The sequence below is a fragment of the Streptomyces sp. NPDC059452 genome, assembly GCF_042750035.1.
Lineage (GTDB): Bacteria > Actinomycetota > Actinomycetes > Streptomycetales > Streptomycetaceae > Streptomyces.
Genome location: NZ_JBHYVE010000003.1, coordinates 145,242 through 167,206, shown reverse-complemented (window position 1 = coordinate 167,206; position 21,965 = coordinate 145,242). Strand labels below are relative to the sequence as shown.

Genomic DNA, 21,965 nt, shown 5'->3' with positions numbered 1-21,965 from the left:
CCCCTAAACGCGCCCCGCGGGGACGTTTAGTGTTGGGTGGGGGGCGCCTTCCGTGCGCGCCTTTAGGCTCTGTGGGGACCGGGGGACCCGACGTCGTGACGCCGTGACGCCGTGACGCCACGACGCCGAGAGGCCCGGTGACGTCTGGAGCGGCTTCCGTCAGCCGTTCTTGATGCGGTTGGTGAGCTCGGTGACCTGGTTGTAGATGGAGCGGCGCTCCGCCATCAGGGCCCGGATCTTCCGGTCCGCGTGCATCACCGTCGTATGGTCGCGGCCGCCGAACTGCGCGCCGATCTTCGGCAGCGAGAGATCCGTGAGCTCCCGGCACAGATACATGGCGATCTGGCGGGCCGTCACCAGGACCCGGCTGCGCGAGGAGCCGCAGAGGTCCTCCACCGTGAGGCCGAAGTAGTCCGCGGTGGCCGCCATGATGGCCGGCGCGGTGATCTCCGGGGCCGACTCCTCGCCGCCCGGGATCAGGTCCTTGAGCACGATCTCGGTCAGCCCGAGGTCCACCGGCTGCCGGTTGAGGGAGGCGAAGGCCGTCACCCGGATCAGCGCGCCCTCCAGCTCGCGGATGTTGCGCGAGATCCGTGAGGCGATGAACTCCAGCACCTCCGGAGGCGCGTTGAGCTGCTCCTGCACCGCCTTCTTACGGAGGATGGCGATCCGGGTCTCCAGCTCGGGCGGCTGGACATCGGTGGTCAGGCCCCACTCGAAGCGGTTGCGCAGCCGGTCCTCCAGCGTCACCAGCTGCTTGGGCGGCCGGTCCGAGGAGAGCACGATCTGCTTGTTCGCGTTGTGCAGCGTATTGAAGGTGTGGAAGAACTCCTCCTGCGTCGACTCCTTGCTCGCCAGGAACTGGATGTCGTCGACGAGGAGGATGTCGACATCGCGGTACCGCTTGCGGAAGGTGTCGCCCTTGCCGTCGCGGATCGAGTTGATGAACTCGTTGGTGAACTCCTCCGAGCTCACGTACCGCACCCGGGTGCCCGGGTAGAGGCTGCGCGCGTAGTGCCCGATGGCGTGCAGCAGGTGGGTCTTCCCGAGCCCCGACTCCCCGTAGATGAAGAGGGGGTTGTACGCCTTCGCGGGCGCCTCGGCGACGGCGACGGCCGCGGCGTGCGCGAACCGGTTGGAGGCGCCGATGACGAAGGTGTCGAAGAGGTACTTGGGGTTGAGCCGGGCGTGCGGTTCGCCGGGGCCCGGCGCGGGGGCCGGCTGGGCGCCCATCGGCCCGGGACCGGGGCCGCCGGTACGGCCGGGGCCGGGCCCGCCCTGGCGGTGCTGCTGGTCGTGCTGATCGTGCCGGTCGCGCTGCTGCTCGTACCCCTGGCGCTCCGGCGGCTGCGAGCGGTAGTCGTGCTGCGGCTGCTGGGGGCGCCCGGTGCCGTACGGCTCACGCCACTGCTCGGCGGGCTGCTCGCGGTACGGCTCGGTCTCGCGGTAGGTGTCGGAGGCGGGCTGCTCGCGGTCCCGGTAGCCCCCGTGCTGCGGCTGCTGCCAGGACAGGTCCTCCTGGGTGCGCGGCCAGGCGCCCGGTTCGGGGCGCTGCTGCTGGTAGTCGGGGTAGGCCGGGCGGGCCGTCGGCATGCCGTCGTCGGAGGGGCGGTGGCCGTAGCCGTCGTACCCGTCGTCGCGTCCGTCGTCGCGCGGCTGCCCCTGGTAGCGGTGGCCCTGCTGGCTCTGGTGCGACTGGTGCATCGGGGGAGCCGGCGGGGCGGGCGGTTCCCCCGCGGAGTCGTCGACCGTGATCGCGATCCGGATGGGACGGCCGCACTCCCGGGTCAGCGTCTCGCTGATGAGCGGCGCGAGCCTGCCCTCCAGGACGCGCTTGCCCCATTCATTGGGGACGGCCAGGAGCGCGGTGTCGGCGACGAGTGCCAGCGGCTGGCAGCGCTCGATCCACTGCTTGTCCTTCGGCTCGATGCCCTGCTGGCCCTCCCCGAGGAGTTGTTCCAGCACTCGTGGCCACACTGCGGCAAGATCGGCAGGTACGTCAGCCACAAGGCACGCTCTCTCGCATGTCCCACGAATGTGTGGTTCTCGGGACGGGATGGGTCGGGATGGGTGAGGCCCGGCAGTCGGGAAGGAAAAGAACCGGAGTTCAGCCACGGTAGTCAGGCCGGGCCGCGCGGTTCAAGTTGTTGTCCACAGGCTGTGCACAATGGGGGGTCGCGCGGAGCCGGTTTGACCGGATGGCGTAGCCGCGCGTACCGTGACCAGGTCGAGTTGTCGATGGCTGCTGCCGCCTGCCTCCGATGGGCAAAGATCACGATCTGTGATTGTGAAGCGGTGCACTAAGGCGTTTACGCGAGTTCCTCGTGGGCGCACGGTGACAGCCAGGCGATGTCCCGCCAAGACACGAATCATTTCTGGAGCCCCCGAGTGAGCAAGCGCACCTTCCAGCCGAACAACCGCCGTCGCGCCAAGACCCACGGCTTCCGTCTGCGCATGCGTACCCGTGCCGGCCGTGCGATCCTCGCGAACCGCCGCGGCAAGGGCCGCAGCAGCCTGTCCGCCTGATCGCTCACAGGTCCATGACGTGCTGCCTACCGAGAATCGGCTGAGGCGGCGCGAGGACTTCGCGACCGCGGTACGACGAGGACGTCGAGCCGGACGTCCACTGCTCGTCGTCCATCTACGCAGCGGTGAAACGGACCCGCACGTGACGGGGGAGACTGTTCCCCCGCCGCGTGCGGGTTTCGTTGTCAGCAAAGCGGTGGGTGGTGCGGTCGTACGCACCGCGGTGAAGCGGAGACTTCGCCACCTGGTCCGCGATCGGCTGGCTCAGCTGCCCCCCGGTAGCCTTGTTGTCGTACGAGCGCTGCCCGGTGCGGGCGACGCCGACCATGCACAGCTGGCCCGAGACCTGGATGCCGCCCTTCAGCGGCTGCTGGGAGGGGGCGCGAGATGAAGTACCCGCTGCTTGCCCTCATCAAGCTGTACCAGTGGACGATCAGCCCACTCCTCGGGCCTGTCTGCCGTTACTACCCGTCGTGTTCCCACTATGGATATACGGCTATCGACCGGCACGGTGCGATCAAGGGAACAGCGCTGACCGCCTGGCGCATCCTGCGGTGCAATCCGTGGTCACCCGGCGGTGTGGACCATGTCCCGCAACGCAAGCGTCCGCGGTGGCACCAGCTGCTGCGCAACGGCCTGCGCGGCGGCAAGGGCGGGGAGCCCGCCGCTGATGTGCCGTCCGGGGGGTCGGTCTCCGAATCCCCGAGCCCGGCCACAGAGACCTCGCCCAAAGCTCAAGGAGCCTGATTAGTGGACACGATTGCCAGTCTGTTCAGCTTCATCACCACGCCTGTGTCGTGGATCATCGTCCAGTTCCACAAGGTCTACGGGGCGCTCTTCGGCGATGACTCCGGGTGGGCCTGGGGTCTGTCGATCGTGTCCCTGGTGGTGCTGATCCGGATCTGCCTGATCCCGCTCTTCGTGAAGCAGATCAAGTCGACCCGCAATATGCAGGTGCTCCAGCCGAAGATGAAGGCGATCCAGGAGCGCTACAAGAACGACAAGCAGCGTCAGTCCGAAGAGATGATGAAGCTGTACAAGGAGACGGGCACCAACCCGCTCTCCTCGTGCCTTCCCATCCTGGCGCAGTCCCCGTTCTTCTTCGCCCTGTACCACGTGCTCTCGTCCATCGCCTCGGGCAAGAAGATCGGCGCGATCAACCAGGAGCTGCTCGACAGCGCCCGGCAGGCCCACATCTTCGGCGCCCCGCTCGCCGCGAAGTTCACGGACAGCGTCGAGAAGCTCAACTCGCTCGATGCCTCCCTGACCGACGTCCGCGTCGTCACCGCGCTGATGATCGTGCTGATGTCCGCGTCGCAGTTCTTCACCCAGCGCCAGCTGATGACGAAGAACGTCGACCTGACGGTGAAGACCCCGTACATGCAGCAGCAGAAGATGCTGATGTACATCTTCCCGGTCATCTTCGCCGTGATGGGTGTCAACTTCCCCGTCGGTGTCCTCGTCTACTGGCTGACCACCAACGTCTGGACCATGGGTCAGCAGATGTACGTGATCAACCAGAACCCGACGCCGGGCAGCAAGGCGCAGGACGCCTACCTCCAGCGGGTCCTCAAGCGGGTGGACTCCAGGGGCCAGGTCCGCGGCCGGACGCAGCGCAGGACCGTGAAGGCGATCGTGGCCAAGGGCCCCGACCGCAATGACATCGAGCGCAAGTTCATCACCGGTCTGAGCAAGATGGGTCTCGTGGCCCAGGAGGACGGCACCGTCAAGAAGGGCGAGGTCGTTCCCGAGGCCGAGGCGCCCAAGCGCCAGCAGCCCAAGCGCCAGCCCAGGGCGAAGCGGCAGACGGCCGGCCACACCCCCGCCTCCGGCGGTGCCAAGGACGAGGCCGACGCCAAGACCTCGCTGGAGAAGCGGGACGCATCGCAGGACGACAAGCCGACGTCGGCGCGCAAGACCGCCTCCGGCTCCTCACGCCAAGCCAAGTCCGGGCAGCGCAAGGGCCCGCAGCGGCCCAAGCACCCGTCCAAGAAGTAAGAAGGAGTCCACCCGTGACGGAAGGCACCACCTCCAAGGCCGCCGAGGGCAGCGACACTCTGACCCGCCTGGAGCAGGAGGGGGAGATCGCAGCCGACTACCTCGAAGGCCTGCTCGACATCGCCGACCTCGACGGCGACATCGACATGGACGTCGAGGCGGACCGGGCCGCGGTATCGATCATCAGCGACTCGGCACGCGAACTCCAGAAGCTCGTGGGCCGCGACGGTGAGGTGCTGGAGGCGCTCCAGGAGCTGACCCGGCTGGCCGTGCACCGGGAGACCGGCGACCGCAGCCGTCTGATGCTGGACATCGGCGGCTTCCGGGCCAAGAAGCGGGAGATCCTCGCCGAGCTGGGTGCCAAGGCCGCCAACGACGTCAAGAGCTCGGGCCAGCCGGTCAAGCTGGACCCGATGACGCCGTTCGAGCGCAAGGTCGTGCACGACGCGGTCGCCGCGGCCGGTCTCCGGAGCGAGTCGGAGGGCGAGGAGCCTCAGCGCTTCGTCGTCGTTCTCCCGGCCTGACCGGATCCTTGTACTGTCGGCCCCGTCTGTTCGCAGGCGGGGCCGATCTTTGTCAGCCTGTTAGTCAGCCACCCCCAGTGCGCTAGTGCGGTACGGAAGGACGGTCCCCGTGACGGACGCTGCAGAGCTCCCCCAGCCCCCTGAAGAGGCACAGGCGGTCTTCGGAGAGCTCTTCCCGGAGGCTGTCCGGTACGCGGAGCTCCTCGCGGACGCGGGGGTGAAGCGTGGCCTGATCGGGCCGCGTGAGGTGCCCCGGCTGTGGGAGCGTCACCTGCTGAACTGCGCGGTCCTCTCCGAGGTGGTGCCGGAGGGCGTCACGGTCTGCGATGTGGGCTCGGGCGCCGGCCTGCCCGGTATCCCGCTGGCACTGGTACGCCCCGACCTCAAGATCACCTTGCTGGAGCCGCTCCTGCGCCGGACGAACTTCCTCCAGGAGGTCGTCGAACTGCTCGGCCTGGACCATGTGACGGTGGTGCGCGGAAGGGCCGAGGAGGTCCTCGGGACGCTCCAGCCCGTCCATGTCGTGACCGCCCGTGCCGTGGCACCGCTGGACCGGCTGGCGGGCTGGGGCGTGCCCCTGCTGCGTCCCTACGGCGAGATGCTCGCGCTGAAGGGCGACACCGCCGAGGAAGAGATCAACGGAGCCAGGGCGGCCCTGAGCAAGCTCGGGGTGCTGGAGACCGAGGTGCTCCAGGTCGGTGAGGGTGTGGTCGATCCGCTCTCCACGGTGGTGCGTGTGGTGGTGGGCGAGAGCCCCGGCGGTGTGAGGTTCGCCGCAAAGAGGGCCAAGGCCGCACGGGTGGGCCGCACGCGCCGACGCCGCTGAGGGGGGTCGGCCGCGCCCCCTGCGGAGTGTCGTGACCCGGTAGTTGCACTGCGGGGGCATCGTGTTTCACGTGAAACGTCGCTCTCTGCTGCAGGGAATCATCGGCCGCGGTCGTGCGGCTGCCACACCGCGCGACCGGAAGCCCGTACGGGTTACCGAGTTGTCCACACCCACGGATTCATCCACAGAACAGCGGGCCTCGCTGGTTCACGACCCCGAAAGCATGGCAGGCTCTGCTCATTGCGAGCCTGTAGTCGAGGAGAGTGAATCGTTGCGGTCCGACGCCAACATCGCGGGGCCGATGACCGATCCGGTCCCCGGTCCCCGAACCGAGTCCGTGGGGGAGGGTGTTTCACGTGAAACACCGCCGCCGATGGACGACACCCCCATCGGTCGTGCCGCGCAGCTGGCGGTCGAGGCCCTTGGCCGTGCCGGTGAGGGGCTGCCGCGCCCTGACCGGACCCGCGTCATGGTGGTGGCCAACCAGAAGGGCGGGGTCGGCAAGACGACCACGACGGTCAACCTTGCTGCTTCGCTGGCCCTGCACGGTGCGCGTGTTCTGGTGGTCGACCTCGACCCGCAGGGCAACGCCTCCACAGCTCTGGGGATCGATCACCACGCCGATGTCCCTTCGATCTATGACGTCCTGGTGGAGAGCCGTCCGCTCTCCGAGGTGGTTCAGCCCGTACCGGACGTCGAGGGTCTCTTCTGCGCCCCCGCCACCATCGATCTCGCCGGTGCGGAGATCGAGCTCGTGTCGCTGGTGGCGCGGGAGAGCCGGCTTCAGCGGGCGATCCAGGCGTACGAGCAGCCGCTGGACTACATCCTCATCGACTGCCCGCCCTCCCTCGGCCTGCTGACGGTGAACGCGATGGTGGCCGGGGCAGAGGTGCTGATCCCCATCCAGTGCGAGTACTACGCGCTGGAGGGGCTGGGGCAGCTGCTCCGGAACGTCGACCTGGTCCGGGGGCACCTCAACCCGGATCTCCACGTCTCGACGATCCTGCTGACGATGTACGACGGCAGGACCAGGCTCGCCTCCCAGGTGGCCGAGGAGGTCCGCACCCACTTCGGCAAGGAAGTGCTGCGGACGAGCATCCCGAGGTCGGTACGTATCTCCGAGGCGCCGAGCTACGGGCAGACCGTGCTGACCTATGACCCGGGGTCCAGCGGATCGCTCTCCTACCTCGAAGCCGCCCGGGAGATCGCCCTGCGGGGCGTCGGCGTGCACTACGAGGCCCAGCAGGCCCACACGAGCATTCAGAACAGCCAGCAGAACGTTTCGGAGGGCATCCAGTGAGTGAGCGACGTAGAGGTCTGGGGCGTGGGCTCGGTGCACTGATCCCCGCTGCTCCGCAGGAGAAGCAGGTACCGGCGTCCGGCGGAGGGCCGGTCCTGACGACGGAGCGGGGTGTGGCTGCCGCGAAGGTGACCGCCCTCCCGTCGTCCCCGGTGGTGCCGGAGCCGACGTCCGCGCCGGAGTCCCGGCCGGACCAGGAGGCGGGGGCGTCCGGCGCCTACTTCGCCGAGCTGCCCATCGGGTCGATCACGCCGAACCCCCGTCAGCCCCGTGAGGTGTTCGACGAGGACGCCCTGGCCGAGCTGGTCACCTCCATCAAGGAGGTCGGCTTGCTCCAGCCGGTCGTCGTGCGCAAGGTGGCGACGGACCGCTACGAGCTCATCATGGGTGAGCGCCGCTGGAGGGCCTGCCGTGAAGCGGGGCTGGAGCGGATCCCGACCATCGTCCGTGCCACGGACGACGAGAAGCTCCTCCTGGACGCGCTGCTGGAGAACCTGCACCGGGCTCAGCTGAACCCGCTGGAGGAGGCTGCCGCGTACGACCAGCTCCTCAAGGACTTCAAGTGCACCCATGACCAGCTGGCCGACCGGATCGGGCGGTCCCGGCCCCAGGTGTCCAACACGCTCCGGCTCCTGCGGCTGTCGCCGCCGGTCCAGCGCCGGGTGGCGGCAGGTGTTCTCTCGGCCGGTCACGCCCGGGCCCTGCTCTCCGTGGACGACTCCGAGGAACAGGACCGGCTGGCCCACCGCATCGTGGCCGAGGGGCTCTCGGTCCGGGCGGTCGAGGAGATCGTGACGCTCATGGGTTCGCGTCCCACGAGCACCCCGAAGCCGAAGGGCCCGAGGGCCGGTGGGCGGCTCTCCCCCGCGCTGACCGACCTGGCGACCCGGCTCTCCGACCGCTTCGAGACCCGCGTGAAGGTCGACCTGGGCCAGAAGAAGGGAAAGATCACCGTCGAGTTCGCCTCGATGGAGGATCTGGAGCGAATCCTCGGCTCCCTCGCCCCGGGCGAGGGAAAGGTGCTGGAGCGCAAGCTCGCCGAGACGCCCGGCGAGGAGAACGAGGGCTGAGCCCGGCAGGGGCGTAGCTCGCAGGACCGCATGAGGGCGGGCCGTGTACCGGTGGTTGCCGGAACGCGGTCCGCCCTTTGCCCTCTCTCGGTATCCGCATCACCTCTGGGTGGATACGATGCGATCTGGGATGGCGCATCCACGGTGATCGACCTCGGAGGAGGGCGGGGACCTTGCGAGCAGTGAGCCGCAGTCGGCTGGTGACGGTCGGGCTGGGCCTGGGAGCCGTCGGGGGATTCGTCGGCAGTCTGTTCCATGAACGGAACGCGCTGGCGGCCGCACGCGATGCGGCGGGCGAGGGAAGTGAGGAATCGCCGCCATGGGGCGTCGGCTTGTACCGCTCACCTTGGACAACCTTCAAGACCTCCCCGAGCGCTGCCGCGCCTGCGTCTTCTGGGAGCTTGACCCGGTCAGCGGAGAAGCCGCGGTAAAGGCGGGCAAGCCGGAGCTGGAGAAGGAGGCCTGGATCTCCGCGGTGCTTCTGGAGTGGGGCTCCTGTGGCCGGGTGGTCTATGTGGACGACGTCCCGGTGGGGTTCGTGCTCTACGCACCGCCCGCCTACGTCCCGCGCTCGACGGCCTTCCCCACCAGTCCGGTCTCCCCCGACGCCGTTCAGCTGATCACCGGGCTGATCGTTCCGGGGTACCAGGGCCAGGGGTTCGGACGCGTCCTGGTGCAGACGGTCGCCAAGGACGTACTGCGTCGGGGGTTCAAGGCGATCGAGGCGTTCGGGGATGCCCAGGACGAGGCGTTCGGGTGTGTGCTCCCGGCGGACCATTTGCTGGCGGTCGGCTTCAAGACCGTGCGGCCCCACCCCCGGTACCCACGTCTGCGGCTGGAGCTGAGGACGACGCTCTCCTGGAAGGAGGACGTGGAGATGGCACTCGACCGGCTGCTGGGTGCGGTCAAGAAGGAACCGGCACTGCGACCGCTCTGACCCCGGCCGGGCCCGTAGCGGCCCCTGCATACGGAACGGGCCCGACCCCGGTGCGGGGGTGGGCCCGTTTCACGTGAAACATCGCGCCGGAGCGCTGTTACTTGCTGCTGATGAAGCCTTCGAGGTCACGGAGGATCGCGGCCTTCGGCTTGGCACCGACGATGGTCTTGGCGACCTCGCCGCCCTGGTAGACGTTCAGGGTCGGGATGGACATCACGCCGTACTTGGCGGCGGTGGCCGGGTTCTCGTCGATGTTGAGCTTGACGATCTCGATCTGGTCGCCGTGCTCCGCTGCGATCGCCTCCAGCGAGGGGGCGATCTGGCGGCACGGGCCGCACCAGGCAGCCCAGAAGTCGACCAGAACGGGCTTCTCGCTCTTGAGGACGACCTCGTCGAACGTGTCGTCGGTAACGTGCTTCAGGTCGCCGGCCACGGCGGCCTCCTTAGTCTCTCGGGGTGGGCGTGCGGTGGGGAAGCTCAGACGGCCGGGGTCTTCTCCGGCTCGGCGGGCTCTGCGTCGGCCAGTGCGGCGAGGAAGCGCTCGGCGTCCAGAGCCGCGGAGCAGCCGGTGCCCGCGGCGGTGATGGCCTGCCGGTAGGTGTGGTCGACCACGTCTCCGGCGCCGAAGACCCCCGGCAGGTTGGTGCGGGTGGAGGGCGCCTCGACCTTCAGGTAGCCCTCGTCGTCCAGCTCCAGCTGGCCCTTGAAGAGCTCGGTACGCGGGTCGTGTCCGACGGCGATGAACAGGCCGGTCACCGGGAGCTCGGAGGTCTCGCCGGTCTTGGTGTTGCGGAGCGTCAGACCGGAGAGCTTCTGGTCGCCCTTGACCTCGGCGACCTCGCTGTCCCAGGCGAACTTGATCTTCGGGTCGGCGAAGGCACGGTCCTGCATCGCCTTGGAGGCGCGCAAGGTGTCGCGGCGGTGGACGATCGTGACGGACTTGGCGAAGCGGGAGAGGAAGGTCGCTTCCTCCATGGCCGTGTCGCCGCCACCGATCACGGCGATGTCGTGGTCCTTGAAGAAGAAGCCGTCACACGTGGCGCACCAGGAGACGCCGCGTCCGGAGAGGGCGTCCTCGTTGGGCAGGCCGAGCTTGCGGTGCTGGGAGCCGGTGGTCACGATGACGGTCTTGGCACGGTGCACGGTGCCCGCCGTGTCGGTGACGGTCTTGATGTCACCGGTGAGGTCGACCGCGACCACATCGTCGGGGACCAGCTCGGCGCCGAAGCGCTCGGCCTGGGCCCGCATGTTGTCCATGAGCTCGGGGCCCATGATGCCGTTCTGGAAGCCGGGGAAGTTCTCCACGTCGGTGGTGTTCATCAGCGCACCGCCCGCCGTGACGGCGCCCTCGAAGACCAACGGGTTCAGCGAGGCGCGAGCGGTGTACAGCGCGGCGGTGTACCCGGCCGGTCCGGAGCCGATGATGATCACATTACGGACGTCGCTCACGGGTTTCTTCCTCGTCTCTGCAGACTGCCTACTGCCTACGGGGTCGGTTCAACGACTCTCACCCCACCCAACGGATCCTACGGGTGTTGCATTCCCGACGTGCCGTAGCGGTCCTCAGGGGCGGTTGTAGGCCTGGGTGTGCAGCAGCTGTCCCGTGGACTCGGGAGCGGTGTCCACGCAGGAGGCGGCCACGACGTAGGCCTGGACGCGCGAGCCGTCCTTCGGGTGCGAAAGGACGACGAGGAAGGCGTCCTGCCCCTGGTAGGTCCCCTCTTCGAGAGCGAGGGCCGGTGTGGTGCGACCGGTCGCCTGCTGCACGCACGGCGGTACGGCGATGGCAGGAGCGCTCAGTGGATTCTTGGAGGCGGTCCCTTCGGGCGTCTCCACACCGGGCGTCTCCGCCTCGGGCGCCGACTGTTCGTCCACGCTCGGTGACTGCTTCTGCAGGTCGAACTGTTTCGCGCCCGCCCCACCGGCCAGAAGGTCCTGAACCGTGGTCTCCAGCGTTTCCTGGGAGAAGCTGGGTGCCTCGCTCGCCTCGGCGGTGATCGCCCTGTCGGCCGATCCGGATGTCGCGTCGTTGGACGACGACAGGTTCTGGAGGAAGAGGATGCTCATACCGATGAGCGCGGCGCCGCACGCGGTACCCAGGAACGCCGCACGAAGGCGGCGCCGGGGACGGCGGCCGGGGCCGGTGGCGGCCCGGGGCCGGCCTGCCGGGCGGTCGGGGGAGGACCCGGACCGGGGCATCCCGGAAGGCGCCTCGCCGGTCTCCGTGGTCGATGTTTCACGTGAAACATCGGCTTCGCGGGCCTCGGCCGCGAGGGCCGCGTCGATGCGGGCAGCGATGTCCTCGGGCATCGGCTCCGGGTCCGGAAGGCCAGAGAGCAGCCCCTGGATCTCCTCCAGAGAGTCCCGTACCTCCGCGCACAGCTCGCACTCCGCGAGGTGACTGCGGACTTCCGCCGTACGGGAGGGGGTGAGCAGCCCCTCGGTGAGGTCGGAGATCTCGGAGACCTCCGGGTGCTGATCCGTGCCGGTCGTGGATGTCACGGGCGTCCACCTCCTCCCTTCGCGGCGGCAGGGTCGCTTGCTCCTGCGTCCTTCGGCCCTGACGCAGGTGGGACGGACGGGCCGGGCGTCCGGTTCCTTCCCATGGTGCCGGTCTCCCCTTCGGGGGCCTCGGCCCCGGTGCCGCGCAGGTGGCGGACCAGGGGGGCCAGTCTGGCCCGTCCCCGGGCGCACCGGCTCTTCACGGTGCCGGTCGGCACGTCCAGGATGCTGGCCGCCTCCGCCACCGGGTAGCCCTGCATGTCGACCAGGACGAGGGCCGCGCGTTGTTCGGCGGGGAGCGTGGCCAGGGCGGCGAGGAGCTGGCGGTGCAGATCCTGCCGTTCGGCGGGAGCCTCGGCCGACTCGTGGGGTTCCAGGAGCTGGTCGAGCCGTTCCGCGTCGTCCACCGGTGACGTCTTGCGGGAGGCCGCCTTGCGGACCCGGTCGAGGCAGGCGTTGACGGTGATGCGGTGCAGCCAGGTGGTGACGGCTGACTGGCCGCGGAAGGTGTGGGCGGCCCGGAAGGCGGAGACGAGGGCGTCCTGGACGGCGTCGGCCGCCTCCTCACGGTCCCCAAGGGTGCGCAGCGCCACGGCCCAGAGCCGGTCGCGGTGGCGGCGTACGAGCTCACCGAAGGCGTCGGGGTCGCCCGCGACATGCTGGGCGAGCAGGTCCGCGTCGCTCGGTGCCTCTGGTGGAACGGAATCCACCGTGCTCCCCCTCCGAACCGGATCCGATGTCTGGCGCCACACTAACGGGCCGCGCACCCGGTGATCCACGGGCCGGTACGGATGGTGGGCACGGGTCCGTGGATCAGCCGAGGACGGAGATGTCGTTGATCCCGCCGCGGAAGCCGCCGGTGCCGTCCGACGGGAGCTCGGTGATGTGGATCAGGACGTAGCGCGTCCGGACGGGCTTCTTCAGCTCCTCCTTGAGCGTCTTGCCCATGACCTGCTTCTCGACGATCCGCTGGGTGAAGTCCGCCGGTGAGGAGGGTGACGAGGCGTCCGGTCCCGCGGCGAGCACGGTGGCCGTCTGACCTCTGCGGTACATGTCGGCCTCGATACCGCGGACTTCCTGGACCCGCCCCAGGTCGACGATGATCCCGCTGCCCTGCTTGCGCTGCGGGAGGTTGCCGAAGTTCGGGAAGGTCTGGTAGCGGGGAGTGATCCAGGACGTGCCGGAGTCGTCGTCGATGGTGTTCTCCACGCCCCCCTGGTTGATGCCCGAACCGTCTGGCATGAACTCCGTGGCCCCCGCGATGGTCAGCGGCTTGGCCGGCGGCGGCGGAGGCTTTTCCTTGCTCTTGTCGTCATCGGTGGGCTGCGTGACGCCGGTGTCGTCGGAGCTCTTGTTCCGGTCGAGCAGAGCTTCCGCGAGCTGCCAGCTGCCGAGGCCCAGAGCGGCGATGAGAAGGGCGGAGACGCTCCACTTGAGCACCCGTCCGGTGCGGCTCTGAAGTGGTGCCGGAGGGGCCGCCAGTACGGGGGGCTGGGTGACGGACGGCGGATGGCTGGAGGGCCGTCCGTAGGTGCCCTGCTGATAGGTCGTCCGCTGGTAGGCGGGCTGCTGGTAGACGGGCTGTGCGGCGAACGTGGGCTCCGGCGGCAGGATGCGCGGCATGGCCGCGACGGCCCTGGCCAGTTCCTCCGGAGTCGTGCAGGGCGGTTCCTGACGGGAGGCGGTGGCACCGTCGTTGGCGAGCGCGCGCATGGCGAGCTCGGAGAGACCGCGGTGAACACCGGCGCGGACCTGGTCCGGGGCGATGAGGCCCATGCCCTTGGGCAGCCCGGAGAGGCCGTACGCGTCGCTCTCGTACGGCCAGCGCTTGGTCAGCGCCGCGTACAGGAGTGCGCCGATCGCCTCGGTGTCCTGGCGCAGGGGGCGGGAGGAGGTGATGCCGCGCAGGGCGGCGTTCACGGCGAGGCCGCGGATCCGGTACTGGCCGGTGGAGCTGCGCAGTACGGCGCCGGGGGTGAGGCGAAGGTGCGTCAGCCCCTCGCGGTGGGCGGCGGCCATGGCGAGGGAGAGCTGGCTGACGAGCTGGTAGGCGTCGTGGGCGTCCATCGGACCGGCGGCCAGCAGAGCGGTGAGCTCGGTGGCGTCCGGAAGCCATTCATGGACGACGTAGACGAGGTCGTCCTCCTCGACGGCATCCAGGACCTGGACGAAGCGGGGGTCGCCGAGGAGGGCGGAGGACCGGGCCGCGGCCAGTACGGAACGGGCCCGGGGGTGGTCCGCGGGCAGCAGGTGGACGCCGACAGCGCGGCGCAGTTTCTCGTCGACCGCCCGCCAGCTGCTGAAGCCGTCCAGACGGGTGACGCACTCCTCCAGGCGGTAGCGCCCGGCGAGTTTGTGGCCGCTGTGCACATCGGGGGTCGCCGGAACGGCTTCGGAACGCACCCGCCCGCCGTCTCGGCCCTCGGGACTCCCGGGCTTCTCGGGGCTCGTGCCCTCGGTGTCCTCGGCTTGCGTCGTTCCGTCGTTCGTCGCCTCGTCCGCCTTGGCGGCCAGCGGCTCATTGCCGCCGTTGTCGGCCACGTCGACGGCAGCCGTGCTACGTTCCGCCACCGTCGTTCCTGCCTCCCCATCCGTTGCGCGAAGCCGGCCAGCTCGCCACAGTCACGCCAATTGTGCCCACACTCCGGCGCTATGCACGACACGCGGTGTCCGGCGATGGTTGTGCGGCCGTGCGTTCATTCAGCGACCGAGCCGTCCACGGACCATGCCCACCAGGCCGTTGACCTCCTCAATGCGCATCTTCTTCGCCGCGACGAAGAAGATGCCCATCAGGGCGATGCCGCCGAAGACCAGTGCGGCCAGCGACCCGAGAGCGCCGGAGCCGAGAAGTTCGAGGATCGCGAAGCCGATGCCGCCGCCGATGACGGCTGCCGGGACGGCCGCCATGCAGAGCCGGGCGTAGGTCCGCACGATGTGCGCCCCGTCCAGGTCGCCGCCCAGCCGGACGCGGAGCCGGCGCCAGGCGACGCCGACGCCGACCGCGTAGGCCAGACCGTAGGAGAAGGCCATGCCGACGACGGCCCAGCGGGCGGGCAGGACGACGTAGCAGAGAGCGGAGGCGGCGGCGTTGACGGCGGCCACGATGACCGTGTTGTAGAAGGGGGTGCGGGTGTCCTCGTACGCGTAGAAGCCTCGGAGTACGACGTACTGCACGGAGTACGGGATCAGGCCGAGGGCGAAGGCCATCAGGATGAAGCCCATGGACCGCGCGGCCTCGGCGCCGCTGGAGGCGTACAGCAGGGTGCACATCGGCAGCCCCAGCGCGAGGAAGGTGAAGGCGACCGGGACGATGGCGACGGCGGAGTTGCGCAGCCCCTGCGAGATGTCGTCGCGGACCGCACCGGGGTCGTTGTCGTGGGCGGCACGGGAGATGCGGGGCAGCAGCGCGGCCATGACGGAGACGGTGATGATGGCCTGCGGCATGCCCCAGATCAGCTGGGCGTTGGAGTAGGCCAGGAAGCCGGTGCCGTCCTTGCCGGACAGCTTGCCCGCCGCGGTGGCGAGCTGGGTGACGACCAGGACACCGGCCTGGTTGGCCAGGACGAACAGCACGGTCCACTTGGCCAGCTTGACCGTCTTGCCGAGCCCGTGGCCCTTCCAGTCGAAGCGGGGACGGAAGCGGAAGCCCGCCTCGCGCAGGTAGGGGATCATCGCCAGCGCCTGGACGACGAGCCCGAGCAGGGTGCCGATGCCCAGCAGCCGGACGCCCTCCGGCGGGATGGTGTCCACGCCCATCCGGGATTCGGAGAAGGAGCCGTAGACCCAGATGAAGAGCCCGAACGTGATGATCATGACGATGTTGTTGAGGACCGGGGTCCACATCATCGCGCCGAACTTGCCCCGGGCGTTGAGGATCTGACCCATCACCACGTGCACGCCCATGAAGAAGATGGTGGGCAGGCAGTACCGGGCGAAGGTGACGGCGACGCTGTTGGCGGCCACGTCGTCGGCGATCGTGTTCGACATCAGCTTGATCAGTACCGGTGCGACGAGGACCGCGGCGGCCACGATCAGGCCGAGCGCGACCATCACCAGGGTCAGCAGCCGGTTGGCGAAGGCCTCGCCACCGTCCTCGTCGTCCTTCATGGCGCGCACGAGCTGCGGGACGAAGACCGAGTTGAGGCCACCGCCGACGGTGAGGATGTAGATCATGGTCGGCAGGGTGTACGCGATGGTGAAGCTGTCGCCGAGCAGCGCGGCACCGAGCGCCGCGGTGATCACCAGGGAACGGATGAAGCCGGTGAGCCGCGAGACGAGGGTTCCGGCCGCCATCAGCGCGCTGGACTTCAGCACTCCGGAGACCCGGCCGCCCTTCGGCGGGACGGGCGCGGGTGCCGGTTCCGGATCGGGCGGCCCGGGGGGCTTCCCCGAACCCTCCTGGTCCCGGAAGAGGTGGGCGAAGGCGTCCGGCTCCTGCCGGTCGTCCGAGGCCTTGGTCACCAGGTCGTCGACGCCGACGAACTGCGTGGTCGCCGGGCGGTCGCCGTACGGGAGGTGGCGGGAGGGCCCCGAGGGCTCGGGGGGCGGTGTCTGGGCCCAGATGCGAGGGTCGGGGGCGTGCGGAGCGGGGGGCGGCTGCTGGTAGAGCGCCTGTGGCTCCTGGTAGGTGCCGGGGGGCGGCGGCGGGTGGGACGCCCGGTCGTAGAGCGCCTCGCCCACCGGGTCCTGGGCGGCCAGGTCCTGTGCCCGGTAGGGGTCGTCCTCGTAGGCGTGCTGGAGGTACGGGTCGGGCGGCACCTGCCGGCCGTCCTGGTCCGCGCCCGGAGGAACCGGGGGCCCGGACGGGGACCCCGCTCCGCCGGCGCCCTGGCCGCGGTCACCGTCGTACGGCGCGTTCATCGAAACCCCTACCTCATCGTCCCCGGCCGACCGGCCACGCCAGACATCGCTCAACGGTCCACTTTCTCACCCGTTCCCGACGGGTCCCCGCTTTCCGGTCCGGTGTCCGGGGCCGGGTCACTCGGCTGCTCGGGTTCGCCGCCGTCGCCGTCGGCCGTGTCGCTTGCCAGGGTGCGCTTGCGGTGGCTGTACATCCTGACGCCGGCCAGCACCAGGAGCAGGAGTCCGCCGGCGATGACGAGGAGAACGGTGGGCGTCACCTCGGAGACCTTCACGGTGAAGGTCATCTCCTTGCCGTACGGGGTGCCGTCCTCGGTGAAGAGCTGGGCGGTCACCTGGGCCCGCCCGTTGGCGCTGGTGGCCGTGTCGAACTTCACCGACTGGCTGTGCCCGGCCGCGATCCGGACCGGGAGCTCGGCCTTCGTCCCGTCGTCGTTGAACTTCAGCCGGATGTTGTCCGAGGTCAGCCGCAGGACGAGACGGTCGACGTCCTGCACCAGCTTGTTCTGCACCGTCACCGGGATCGTGGCGCTGCGGCCCGAGAGGGTGACGTCGGACTTGTCGATCAGCTGGACCTCGCCGGTGAGGCCCTTCAGATACTCGAGCACGCCGTCCCGGTAGCTCTGCGCCTCCAGGGGGCGCCCCCGCCAGGACGTCGACATCGAGCGGTTGACCGCGTTGCCGAACGGCGTCACCACGCGCTCGGGCAGCGTGAGGATGGTCTCGAAGCTGTCGATGGAGCCCTGGGTCGTCCGGATGTCCTGGAACGCCTGGGTGGGCAGCTCCTGGTTGCGGAGCTTCTTCGGGTACGCGGAGGCCCGCGGCACCTTCGTGGTCGCCTTCGGGTCCGGCTTCACCTCGGAGGCGGCGACCAGGTCCAGCGGCTGGGTCCAGCGGTCGCCCGACAGGGCCTCCAGGGCGCGGGCCATCGTCTGGGCCTGGGCGGCCGTGGGCATCCGCTGCGGCGCTACGACGATGCTGCGCTCGTTGTCCGGCGCCTGCTCGGTCAGTGCCAGGGTCTGCGCGAGGAACTTCTGGATGGCCAGCGTCGAGGCGCCGGCCCGGAACATGTCGCGGTCGAACGCGGTCGACAGCCGGGCGTCGGCGACGACCGCGGTGGTGCCCCCGCCGATCGGCCGGGCCGCCGTCGGGGTGTACGGCAGGCTGCCGGTCTCCTGGAAGCTGTCACTGCGGGCGATCACGTGGTGGGCGCCCGCAGAGGTCGCCACATCCACGATCCCCGGATCCAGGACGCCGTTCACGGGCCAGGCGAAGTCGGTGGACGGCTTCACATGGAGGACCGTCTCCACCGTGGTGGCGGCCACCGTGGAGGCGCTCTGCAGATGGCTGAGCGTGCCGGAGACGCCCTTGCCCCGATGGGCGATGGAGGCCAGGTCCGGGTCGGCGAACGGCAGCGCGATCACCTTGCCGTCCTCCACCACCTTCTGCAGGGCGGTGAGCCACTGCTTGGCGATGCCCTGGTTCTTGCCCGGGACGGTCGTGTCACCGGACTTGATGTCGTAACCCCCGGCCATCGCCGCGACGCTCGCCAGCAGGTCCGGGTCGACGACCCAGGTGACGGGGAGCCCGCTGCCCAGGGAGACCATCTGCTGCAGTCGCCCGCCCGGTGCCAGCTCGTCGGCCAGGGCGTCGTCCGCGAAGACCGGTGTCTGCTGCTGGTTCGAGCGGGTCTCCGCGGTGACGTGCGGGGAGGCGATGAGCGGCCACAGGAAGGTGAGTTTGGTCCGCTTGTCGCTCTTCTCGGGCTGCCACGGCAGGAACGAGCGCTGGATGCCCAGCACCTGCTCGTAGGGGACGGCCGCCGTACGGCCGGAGACCGAGACCCCCAGCTGGTAGACGCCCGAGGCGTCGAGGTCCAGCTTGTCGACGGGGACGGCGATCGTGAAGTTCTGGCTGACCCCCTTGCGGAGCTTCGGGATCTTCACCGCGTACTTGTCGTCGATCGCGGCCGGGTCGGCGCCGGGGACGTAACCGGTCCGCTTGGCGGCATCGTCGACCTCGCCGCGGCCGGAGAGCCGGGGGCCTACCCGCAGATCGACCTCGGCCTCGCTGATCGTCTCCTTGCCCTTGTTGGTGAGCGTCCCGGAGACGGTCAGGGTGTCCCCCTCCACGGGGGCGCCGGGAGAGATCGTGTTCAGGGACACCGCGACCGTGCGCGAGCCCGTGGGGGCCTTGGCCGGCTCGGTGGCCCCGGCGGTCGTGGCGGCGGGAGCCGTCAGCAGACCGGCCAGCAGCGGTGCTCCGAGAACCACGGCGGCTGTGCGCCGCAGCCACCGGCGGGCAGGAGAAGAGCGCATCCCCTGGATGTCTGCCGCCTCGGCCACGCGCCTACCCGTCCCTCGTCGTCATCGGAGTCCGTCGATCGTTGTCGGTCCTGCGTCCCCGCATGGTAACGAGGTGCGGAGGGCCGAAGTGCTGGGGTCCGGCTCACATGATCGCGGGAGGGCCGCAGGGTCCGGATAAACGATGACGCCCCGGCCGGTCCGTGCACGTACCCTTTTCTGTTGTGCCGAACGCCAACGAAGAGAACGCCAGTGCACTGAGCCAGGTGCAGCATCGCGCGGTGAGTGAGCTGCTGCGAGTGTCCCCGGTCGCCGACGACCTCGCCCGCCGATTCCAGGAGGCCGGATTCGGTCTCGCGCTGGTCGGCGGCTCGGTCCGCGACGCGCTGCTCGGCAGGCTCGGGAACGACCTGGACTTCACCACCGACGCCCGCCCCGAGGACGTACTGGCCATCGTCCGACCGTGGGCCGACGCGGTGTGGGAGGTCGGGATCGCCTTCGGCACCGTCGGCTCCCAGAAGGACGGGTACCAGATCGAGGTCACCACCTACCGGTCGGAGGCGTACGACAGGACCTCGCGCAAGCCCGAGGTCTCCTACGGCGACTCCATCGAGGAAGACCTCGTACGCCGCGACTTCACGGTCAACGCGATGGCCGTCGCCCTGCCGCAGAAGGAGTTCATTGACCCGCACGGTGGCCTGAAGGATCTCGCGGACCGAGTGCTGCGCACCCCGGGGACGCCCGAGGAGTCCTTCTCGGACGACCCGCTGCGCATGCTGCGCGCCGCACGGTTCGCGGCGCAGCTGGACTTCGAGGTCGCCCCCGATGTCGTCACCGCGATGACGGAGATGGCCGCCCGGATCGAGATCGTCTCCGCCGAGCGGGTCCGTGAAGAGCTGAACAAGCTTCTGCTCTCCAGCCACCCCCGCAAGGGACTGGGGCTCCTCGTCGACACCGGGCTCGCCGGCCATGTGCTGCCGGAGCTTCCCGCGCTGCGGCTGGAGAGTGACGAGCATCACCGCCACAAGGACGTCTACGAGCACTCGCTGACGGTTCTGGAGCAGGCCATCGACCTGGAGGAGGACGGCCCCGATCTCGTCCTGCGCCTGGCCGCGCTGCTCCACGACATCGGCAAGCCGAGGACGCGGCGCTTCGAGAAGGACGGCCGGGTCTCCTTCCACCACCACGAGGTGGTGGGCGCCAAGATGACCAAGAAGCGCATGACCGAGCTGAAGTACTCCAACGACCTGGTCAAGGACGTGTCGAAGCTGGTCGAGCTCCATCTGCGCTTCCACGGGTACGGCGACGGGGAGTGGACGGACTCCGCCGTCCGCCGGTACGTGCGCGACGCCGGGCCCCTCCTCGAACGTCTCCACAAGCTGACCCGGTCGGACTGCACGACCCGGAACAAGCGCAAGGCGAACGCGCTCTCCCGGACCTACGACGCGCTGGAGGAGCGGATCGCCCTGCTCCAGGAGCAGGAGGAGCTCGACTCCATCCGTCCGGACCTGGACGGCAACGCGATCATGGAGATCCTCGGGGTGGGCCCCGGCCCGGTGATCGGCAAGGCGTACGCCTTCCTGCTGGAGCTGCGGCTGGAGCACGGCCCGATGGAGCGCGATGCGGCTGTGGCGGCGCTGAAGGAATGGTGGGCGGAGCAGGGCTGAGTCCGGCCGGGGTGATGTTTCACGTGAAACATCACCCCGGCCCGGATGTCCCGAGGGGCGTTGTTTCACGTGAAACAACGCCCCTCGCCACATCCCGGACCGGTCAGCCGCCGCTGCTGGTGTACCTCCGGCGGAACATGACCACCGCGACGCCCGCGTACAGCACGGCCACCCCCGCCACCACGGTGACGGACCTGCCGTCCGGCGGGAGGATCAGCGCCGACACCCCCGCCGCACTCACGAACGCGACGTTGAAGAGCACGTCGTAGAACGAGAAGACCCGGCCCCGGAAGGAGTCGTCCACCGAGGTCTGCACGACCGTGTCCGTCGCGATCTTCGACCCCTGGGTCACGACGCCGAGCACGAAGGCGGCGATCAGCATCGGCACGAGGGAGAAGGAGAGCCCCAGGGCCGGTACCAGGACCACCCCGGATCCGGCGCAGGCCGCGATCCACCCGTACCGTCCGAACCGCCCCACGGCCCAGGGGGTCACCACGGCGGCCGTGAAGAAGCCCGCCCCCGAGACACCGACCGCCAGGCCGAGCAGCGCCAGCCCGTCGGACTCGTCGTCCGACCAGGCATAGCGGCAGAGCATGAGCACCATCACGGTGAGCGCGCCGTAGCAGAAGCGGAGCACGGTCATCGCGGCCAGCGCCCGGGCCGCCTGGGTCCGCTCTCCCAGATGGCGCACGCCCGCGACCAGCCCTCGGGCGGTGACGGCCAGGGCGGCTCGCAGCCGCAGAGGGGGGCCGTCGTTGTCGGGTCCCAGCAGGGCCCGGGGCAGGCTCAGCGAGGCCAGCGCGGAGAGCAGATAGAGCATGGCCCCCAGCAGGACGACCGCCGCATCGGACTCGTCGGCCACCAGCCGTACGATGAAGGCGAGGCCCCCGCCCGCCGTGGCCGCGAGCGTGCCGGCCGTCGGGGAGAGCGAGTTGGCGATGACGAGCCGCTCCGTCTCCACCACGCGCGGCAGAGCGGCGGAGAGCCCTGCCAGTACGAAGCGGTTGACGGCGGTGACGCAGAGGGCCGAGGCGTAGAAGAGCCAGTCCGGCACCGAGGCGAGGATCAGCAGGGCCGTGCAGCAGGCCAGGGAGGCCCGCAGGAGGTTCCCGTACAGGAAGACCTGGCGGCGGGGCCAGCGGTCCAGCAGAACGCCCGCGAACGGGCCGATCAGCGAGTACGGGAGGAGGAGCACCGCCATGGCCGAGGCGATGGCGGCCGCCGACGTCTGCCTCTCCGGGGAGAAGACGACGTACGCGGCCAGGGCGACCTGGTAGACGCCGTCGGCGCACTGGGAGAGCAGCCGCACGGTGAGCAGGCGGCGGAAGTTCCGCAGGCGCAGCAGCAGGCCCAGATCACGCGCGACAGACATGGGAGCAAGCGTCACACACGTCGGGGGTCCGCGGGCAGATTGCCCGGGGACCCCCGACATGCGGCAGGAAGAGGTGAGCG

The 21,965-nt window shown here is 69.7% G+C and carries 19 protein-coding genes; 10 read left to right on the top strand and 9 right to left on the bottom strand.

Annotated elements, in window-relative coordinates; translation table 11 throughout:
• Positions 1–159 precede the first annotated feature (159 nt).
• Positions 160–2,007, bottom strand: a complete 1,848-nt coding sequence (dnaA, locus tag ACFW9Z_RS06095) for a chromosomal replication initiator protein DnaA (RefSeq protein ID WP_384635057.1) — start codon at positions 2,005–2,007, stop codon at positions 160–162.
• A gap of 381 nt (positions 2,008–2,388) precedes the next feature.
• On the opposite strand from dnaA, the gene rpmH reads away from it, so the two are divergent.
• The 9 genes from rpmH to ACFW9Z_RS06050 all read left to right on the top strand — a co-directional run bounded on the left by rpmH (position 2,389) and on the right by ACFW9Z_RS06050 (position 9,181).
• Positions 2,389–2,526, top strand: coding sequence for a 50S ribosomal protein L34 (gene rpmH / locus ACFW9Z_RS06090; RefSeq protein ID WP_003967884.1), 138 nt, complete (start codon positions 2,389–2,391; stop codon positions 2,524–2,526).
• A gap of 19 nt (positions 2,527–2,545) precedes the next feature.
• On the top strand, positions 2,546–2,917 hold the full coding sequence (rnpA, locus tag ACFW9Z_RS06085) for a ribonuclease P protein component (RefSeq protein WP_073875176.1): 372 nt from the start codon (positions 2,546–2,548) through the stop codon (positions 2,915–2,917).
• Positions 2,914–3,273 (top strand): membrane protein insertion efficiency factor YidD, encoded by a 360-nt coding sequence (gene yidD, locus ACFW9Z_RS06080; protein ID WP_384635054.1) that lies wholly within the window; start codon positions 2,914–2,916, stop codon positions 3,271–3,273. Before rnpA ends, yidD begins: the two co-directional genes overlap by 4 nt.
• A gap of 3 nt (positions 3,274–3,276) precedes the next feature.
• Positions 3,277–4,524, top strand: coding sequence for a membrane protein insertase YidC (gene yidC, locus ACFW9Z_RS06075; protein ID WP_384635051.1), 1,248 nt, complete (start codon positions 3,277–3,279; stop codon positions 4,522–4,524).
• Positions 4,525–4,538: 14 nt separating this feature from the next.
• Complete coding sequence (locus ACFW9Z_RS06070) at positions 4,539–5,048, top strand: protein jag (RefSeq protein WP_384635048.1); 510 nt, start codon at positions 4,539–4,541, stop codon at positions 5,046–5,048.
• A 109-nt stretch (positions 5,049–5,157) separates the two neighbouring features.
• Complete coding sequence (gene rsmG / locus ACFW9Z_RS06065; RefSeq protein WP_384635045.1) at positions 5,158–5,874, top strand: 16S rRNA (guanine(527)-N(7))-methyltransferase RsmG; 717 nt, start codon at positions 5,158–5,160, stop codon at positions 5,872–5,874.
• A gap of 223 nt (positions 5,875–6,097) precedes the next feature.
• The gene (locus tag ACFW9Z_RS06060) at positions 6,098–7,174 is read left to right on the top strand and encodes a ParA family protein (RefSeq protein WP_384635042.1); all 1,077 of its coding nucleotides are present in this window, start codon (positions 6,098–6,100) and stop codon (positions 7,172–7,174) included.
• Complete coding sequence (locus ACFW9Z_RS06055; RefSeq protein ID WP_384635039.1) at positions 7,171–8,244, top strand: ParB/RepB/Spo0J family partition protein; 1,074 nt, start codon at positions 7,171–7,173, stop codon at positions 8,242–8,244. Before ACFW9Z_RS06060 ends, ACFW9Z_RS06055 begins: the two co-directional genes overlap by 4 nt.
• A 319-nt stretch (positions 8,245–8,563) precedes the next feature.
• Positions 8,564–9,181 carry a GNAT family N-acetyltransferase gene (locus ACFW9Z_RS06050; protein ID WP_384635036.1) on the top strand — a complete coding sequence of 206 codons (618 nt, stop codon included), beginning with the start codon at positions 8,564–8,566 and terminating at the stop codon, positions 9,179–9,181.
• 97 nt (positions 9,182–9,278) lie between these two features.
• Here ACFW9Z_RS06050 and trxA read toward each other — a convergent pair whose 3' ends face one another.
• The 7 genes from trxA to ACFW9Z_RS06015 all read right to left on the bottom strand — a co-directional run bounded on the left by trxA (position 9,279) and on the right by ACFW9Z_RS06015 (position 18,888).
• Entirely contained in the window at positions 9,279–9,614 is a 336-nt protein-coding gene (gene trxA / locus ACFW9Z_RS06045) for a thioredoxin (protein WP_384635033.1), read from the bottom strand.
• 44 nt (positions 9,615–9,658) lie between these two features.
• Positions 9,659–10,630: a thioredoxin-disulfide reductase gene (gene trxB, locus ACFW9Z_RS06040; RefSeq protein ID WP_384635029.1), complete on the bottom strand. Its 972-nt coding sequence runs from the start codon at positions 10,628–10,630 to the stop codon at positions 9,659–9,661.
• Between the two features lie 114 nt (positions 10,631–10,744).
• Positions 10,745–11,683 carry an anti-sigma factor family protein gene (locus ACFW9Z_RS06035; RefSeq protein ID WP_384635026.1) on the bottom strand — a complete coding sequence of 313 codons (939 nt, stop codon included), beginning with the start codon at positions 11,681–11,683 and terminating at the stop codon, positions 10,745–10,747.
• Positions 11,680–12,393: an RNA polymerase sigma factor SigM gene (sigM, locus tag ACFW9Z_RS06030; protein ID WP_384635023.1), complete on the bottom strand. Its 714-nt coding sequence runs from the start codon at positions 12,391–12,393 to the stop codon at positions 11,680–11,682. Before sigM ends, ACFW9Z_RS06035 begins: the two co-directional genes overlap by 4 nt.
• Positions 12,394–12,496: 103 nt before the next feature.
• Complete coding sequence (locus ACFW9Z_RS06025; RefSeq protein ID WP_384635020.1) at positions 12,497–14,254, bottom strand: protein kinase family protein; 1,758 nt, start codon at positions 14,252–14,254, stop codon at positions 12,497–12,499.
• Between the two features lie 129 nt (positions 14,255–14,383).
• Positions 14,384–16,543, bottom strand: coding sequence for a murein biosynthesis integral membrane protein MurJ (gene murJ / locus ACFW9Z_RS06020; protein ID WP_384635017.1), 2,160 nt, complete (start codon positions 16,541–16,543; stop codon positions 14,384–14,386).
• A 50-nt stretch (positions 16,544–16,593) separates the two neighbouring features.
• Entirely contained in the window at positions 16,594–18,888 is a 2,295-nt protein-coding gene (locus tag ACFW9Z_RS06015; protein ID WP_384635015.1) for a DUF6049 family protein, read from the bottom strand.
• 182 nt (positions 18,889–19,070) lie between these two features.
• Here ACFW9Z_RS06015 and ACFW9Z_RS06010 point away from each other — a divergent pair, with 182 nt between their 5' ends.
• Positions 19,071–20,513, top strand: coding sequence for a CCA tRNA nucleotidyltransferase (locus ACFW9Z_RS06010; protein WP_384635012.1), 1,443 nt, complete (start codon positions 19,071–19,073; stop codon positions 20,511–20,513).
• A 103-nt stretch (positions 20,514–20,616) separates the two neighbouring features.
• Here ACFW9Z_RS06010 and ACFW9Z_RS06005 read toward each other — a convergent pair whose 3' ends face one another.
• A complete protein-coding gene (locus ACFW9Z_RS06005) occupies positions 20,617–21,885 on the bottom strand; it encodes an MFS transporter (RefSeq protein WP_384635009.1) in 1,269 nt (422 codons plus the stop codon).
• Positions 21,886–21,965 lie beyond the last annotated feature (80 nt).

Excerpts from the sequence above, each read along its gene's own strand:
- yidD (WP_384635054.1), top strand. The coding sequence starts at position 2,914 with ATGAAGTACCCGCTGCTTGCCCTCATCAAGCTGTACCAGTGGACGATC.
- ACFW9Z_RS06060 (WP_384635042.1), top strand. The coding sequence starts at position 6,098 with ATGGCAGGCTCTGCTCATTGCGAGCCTGTAGTCGAGGAGAGTGAATCG.
- ACFW9Z_RS06050 (WP_384635036.1), top strand. The coding sequence starts at position 8,564 with ATGGGGCGTCGGCTTGTACCGCTCACCTTGGACAACCTTCAAGACCTC.
- murJ (WP_384635017.1), bottom strand. The coding sequence starts at position 16,543 with ATGAACGCGCCGTACGACGGTGACCGCGGCCAGGGCGCCGGCGGAGCG.
- ACFW9Z_RS06005 (WP_384635009.1), bottom strand. The coding sequence starts at position 21,885 with ATGTCTGTCGCGCGTGATCTGGGCCTGCTGCTGCGCCTGCGGAACTTC.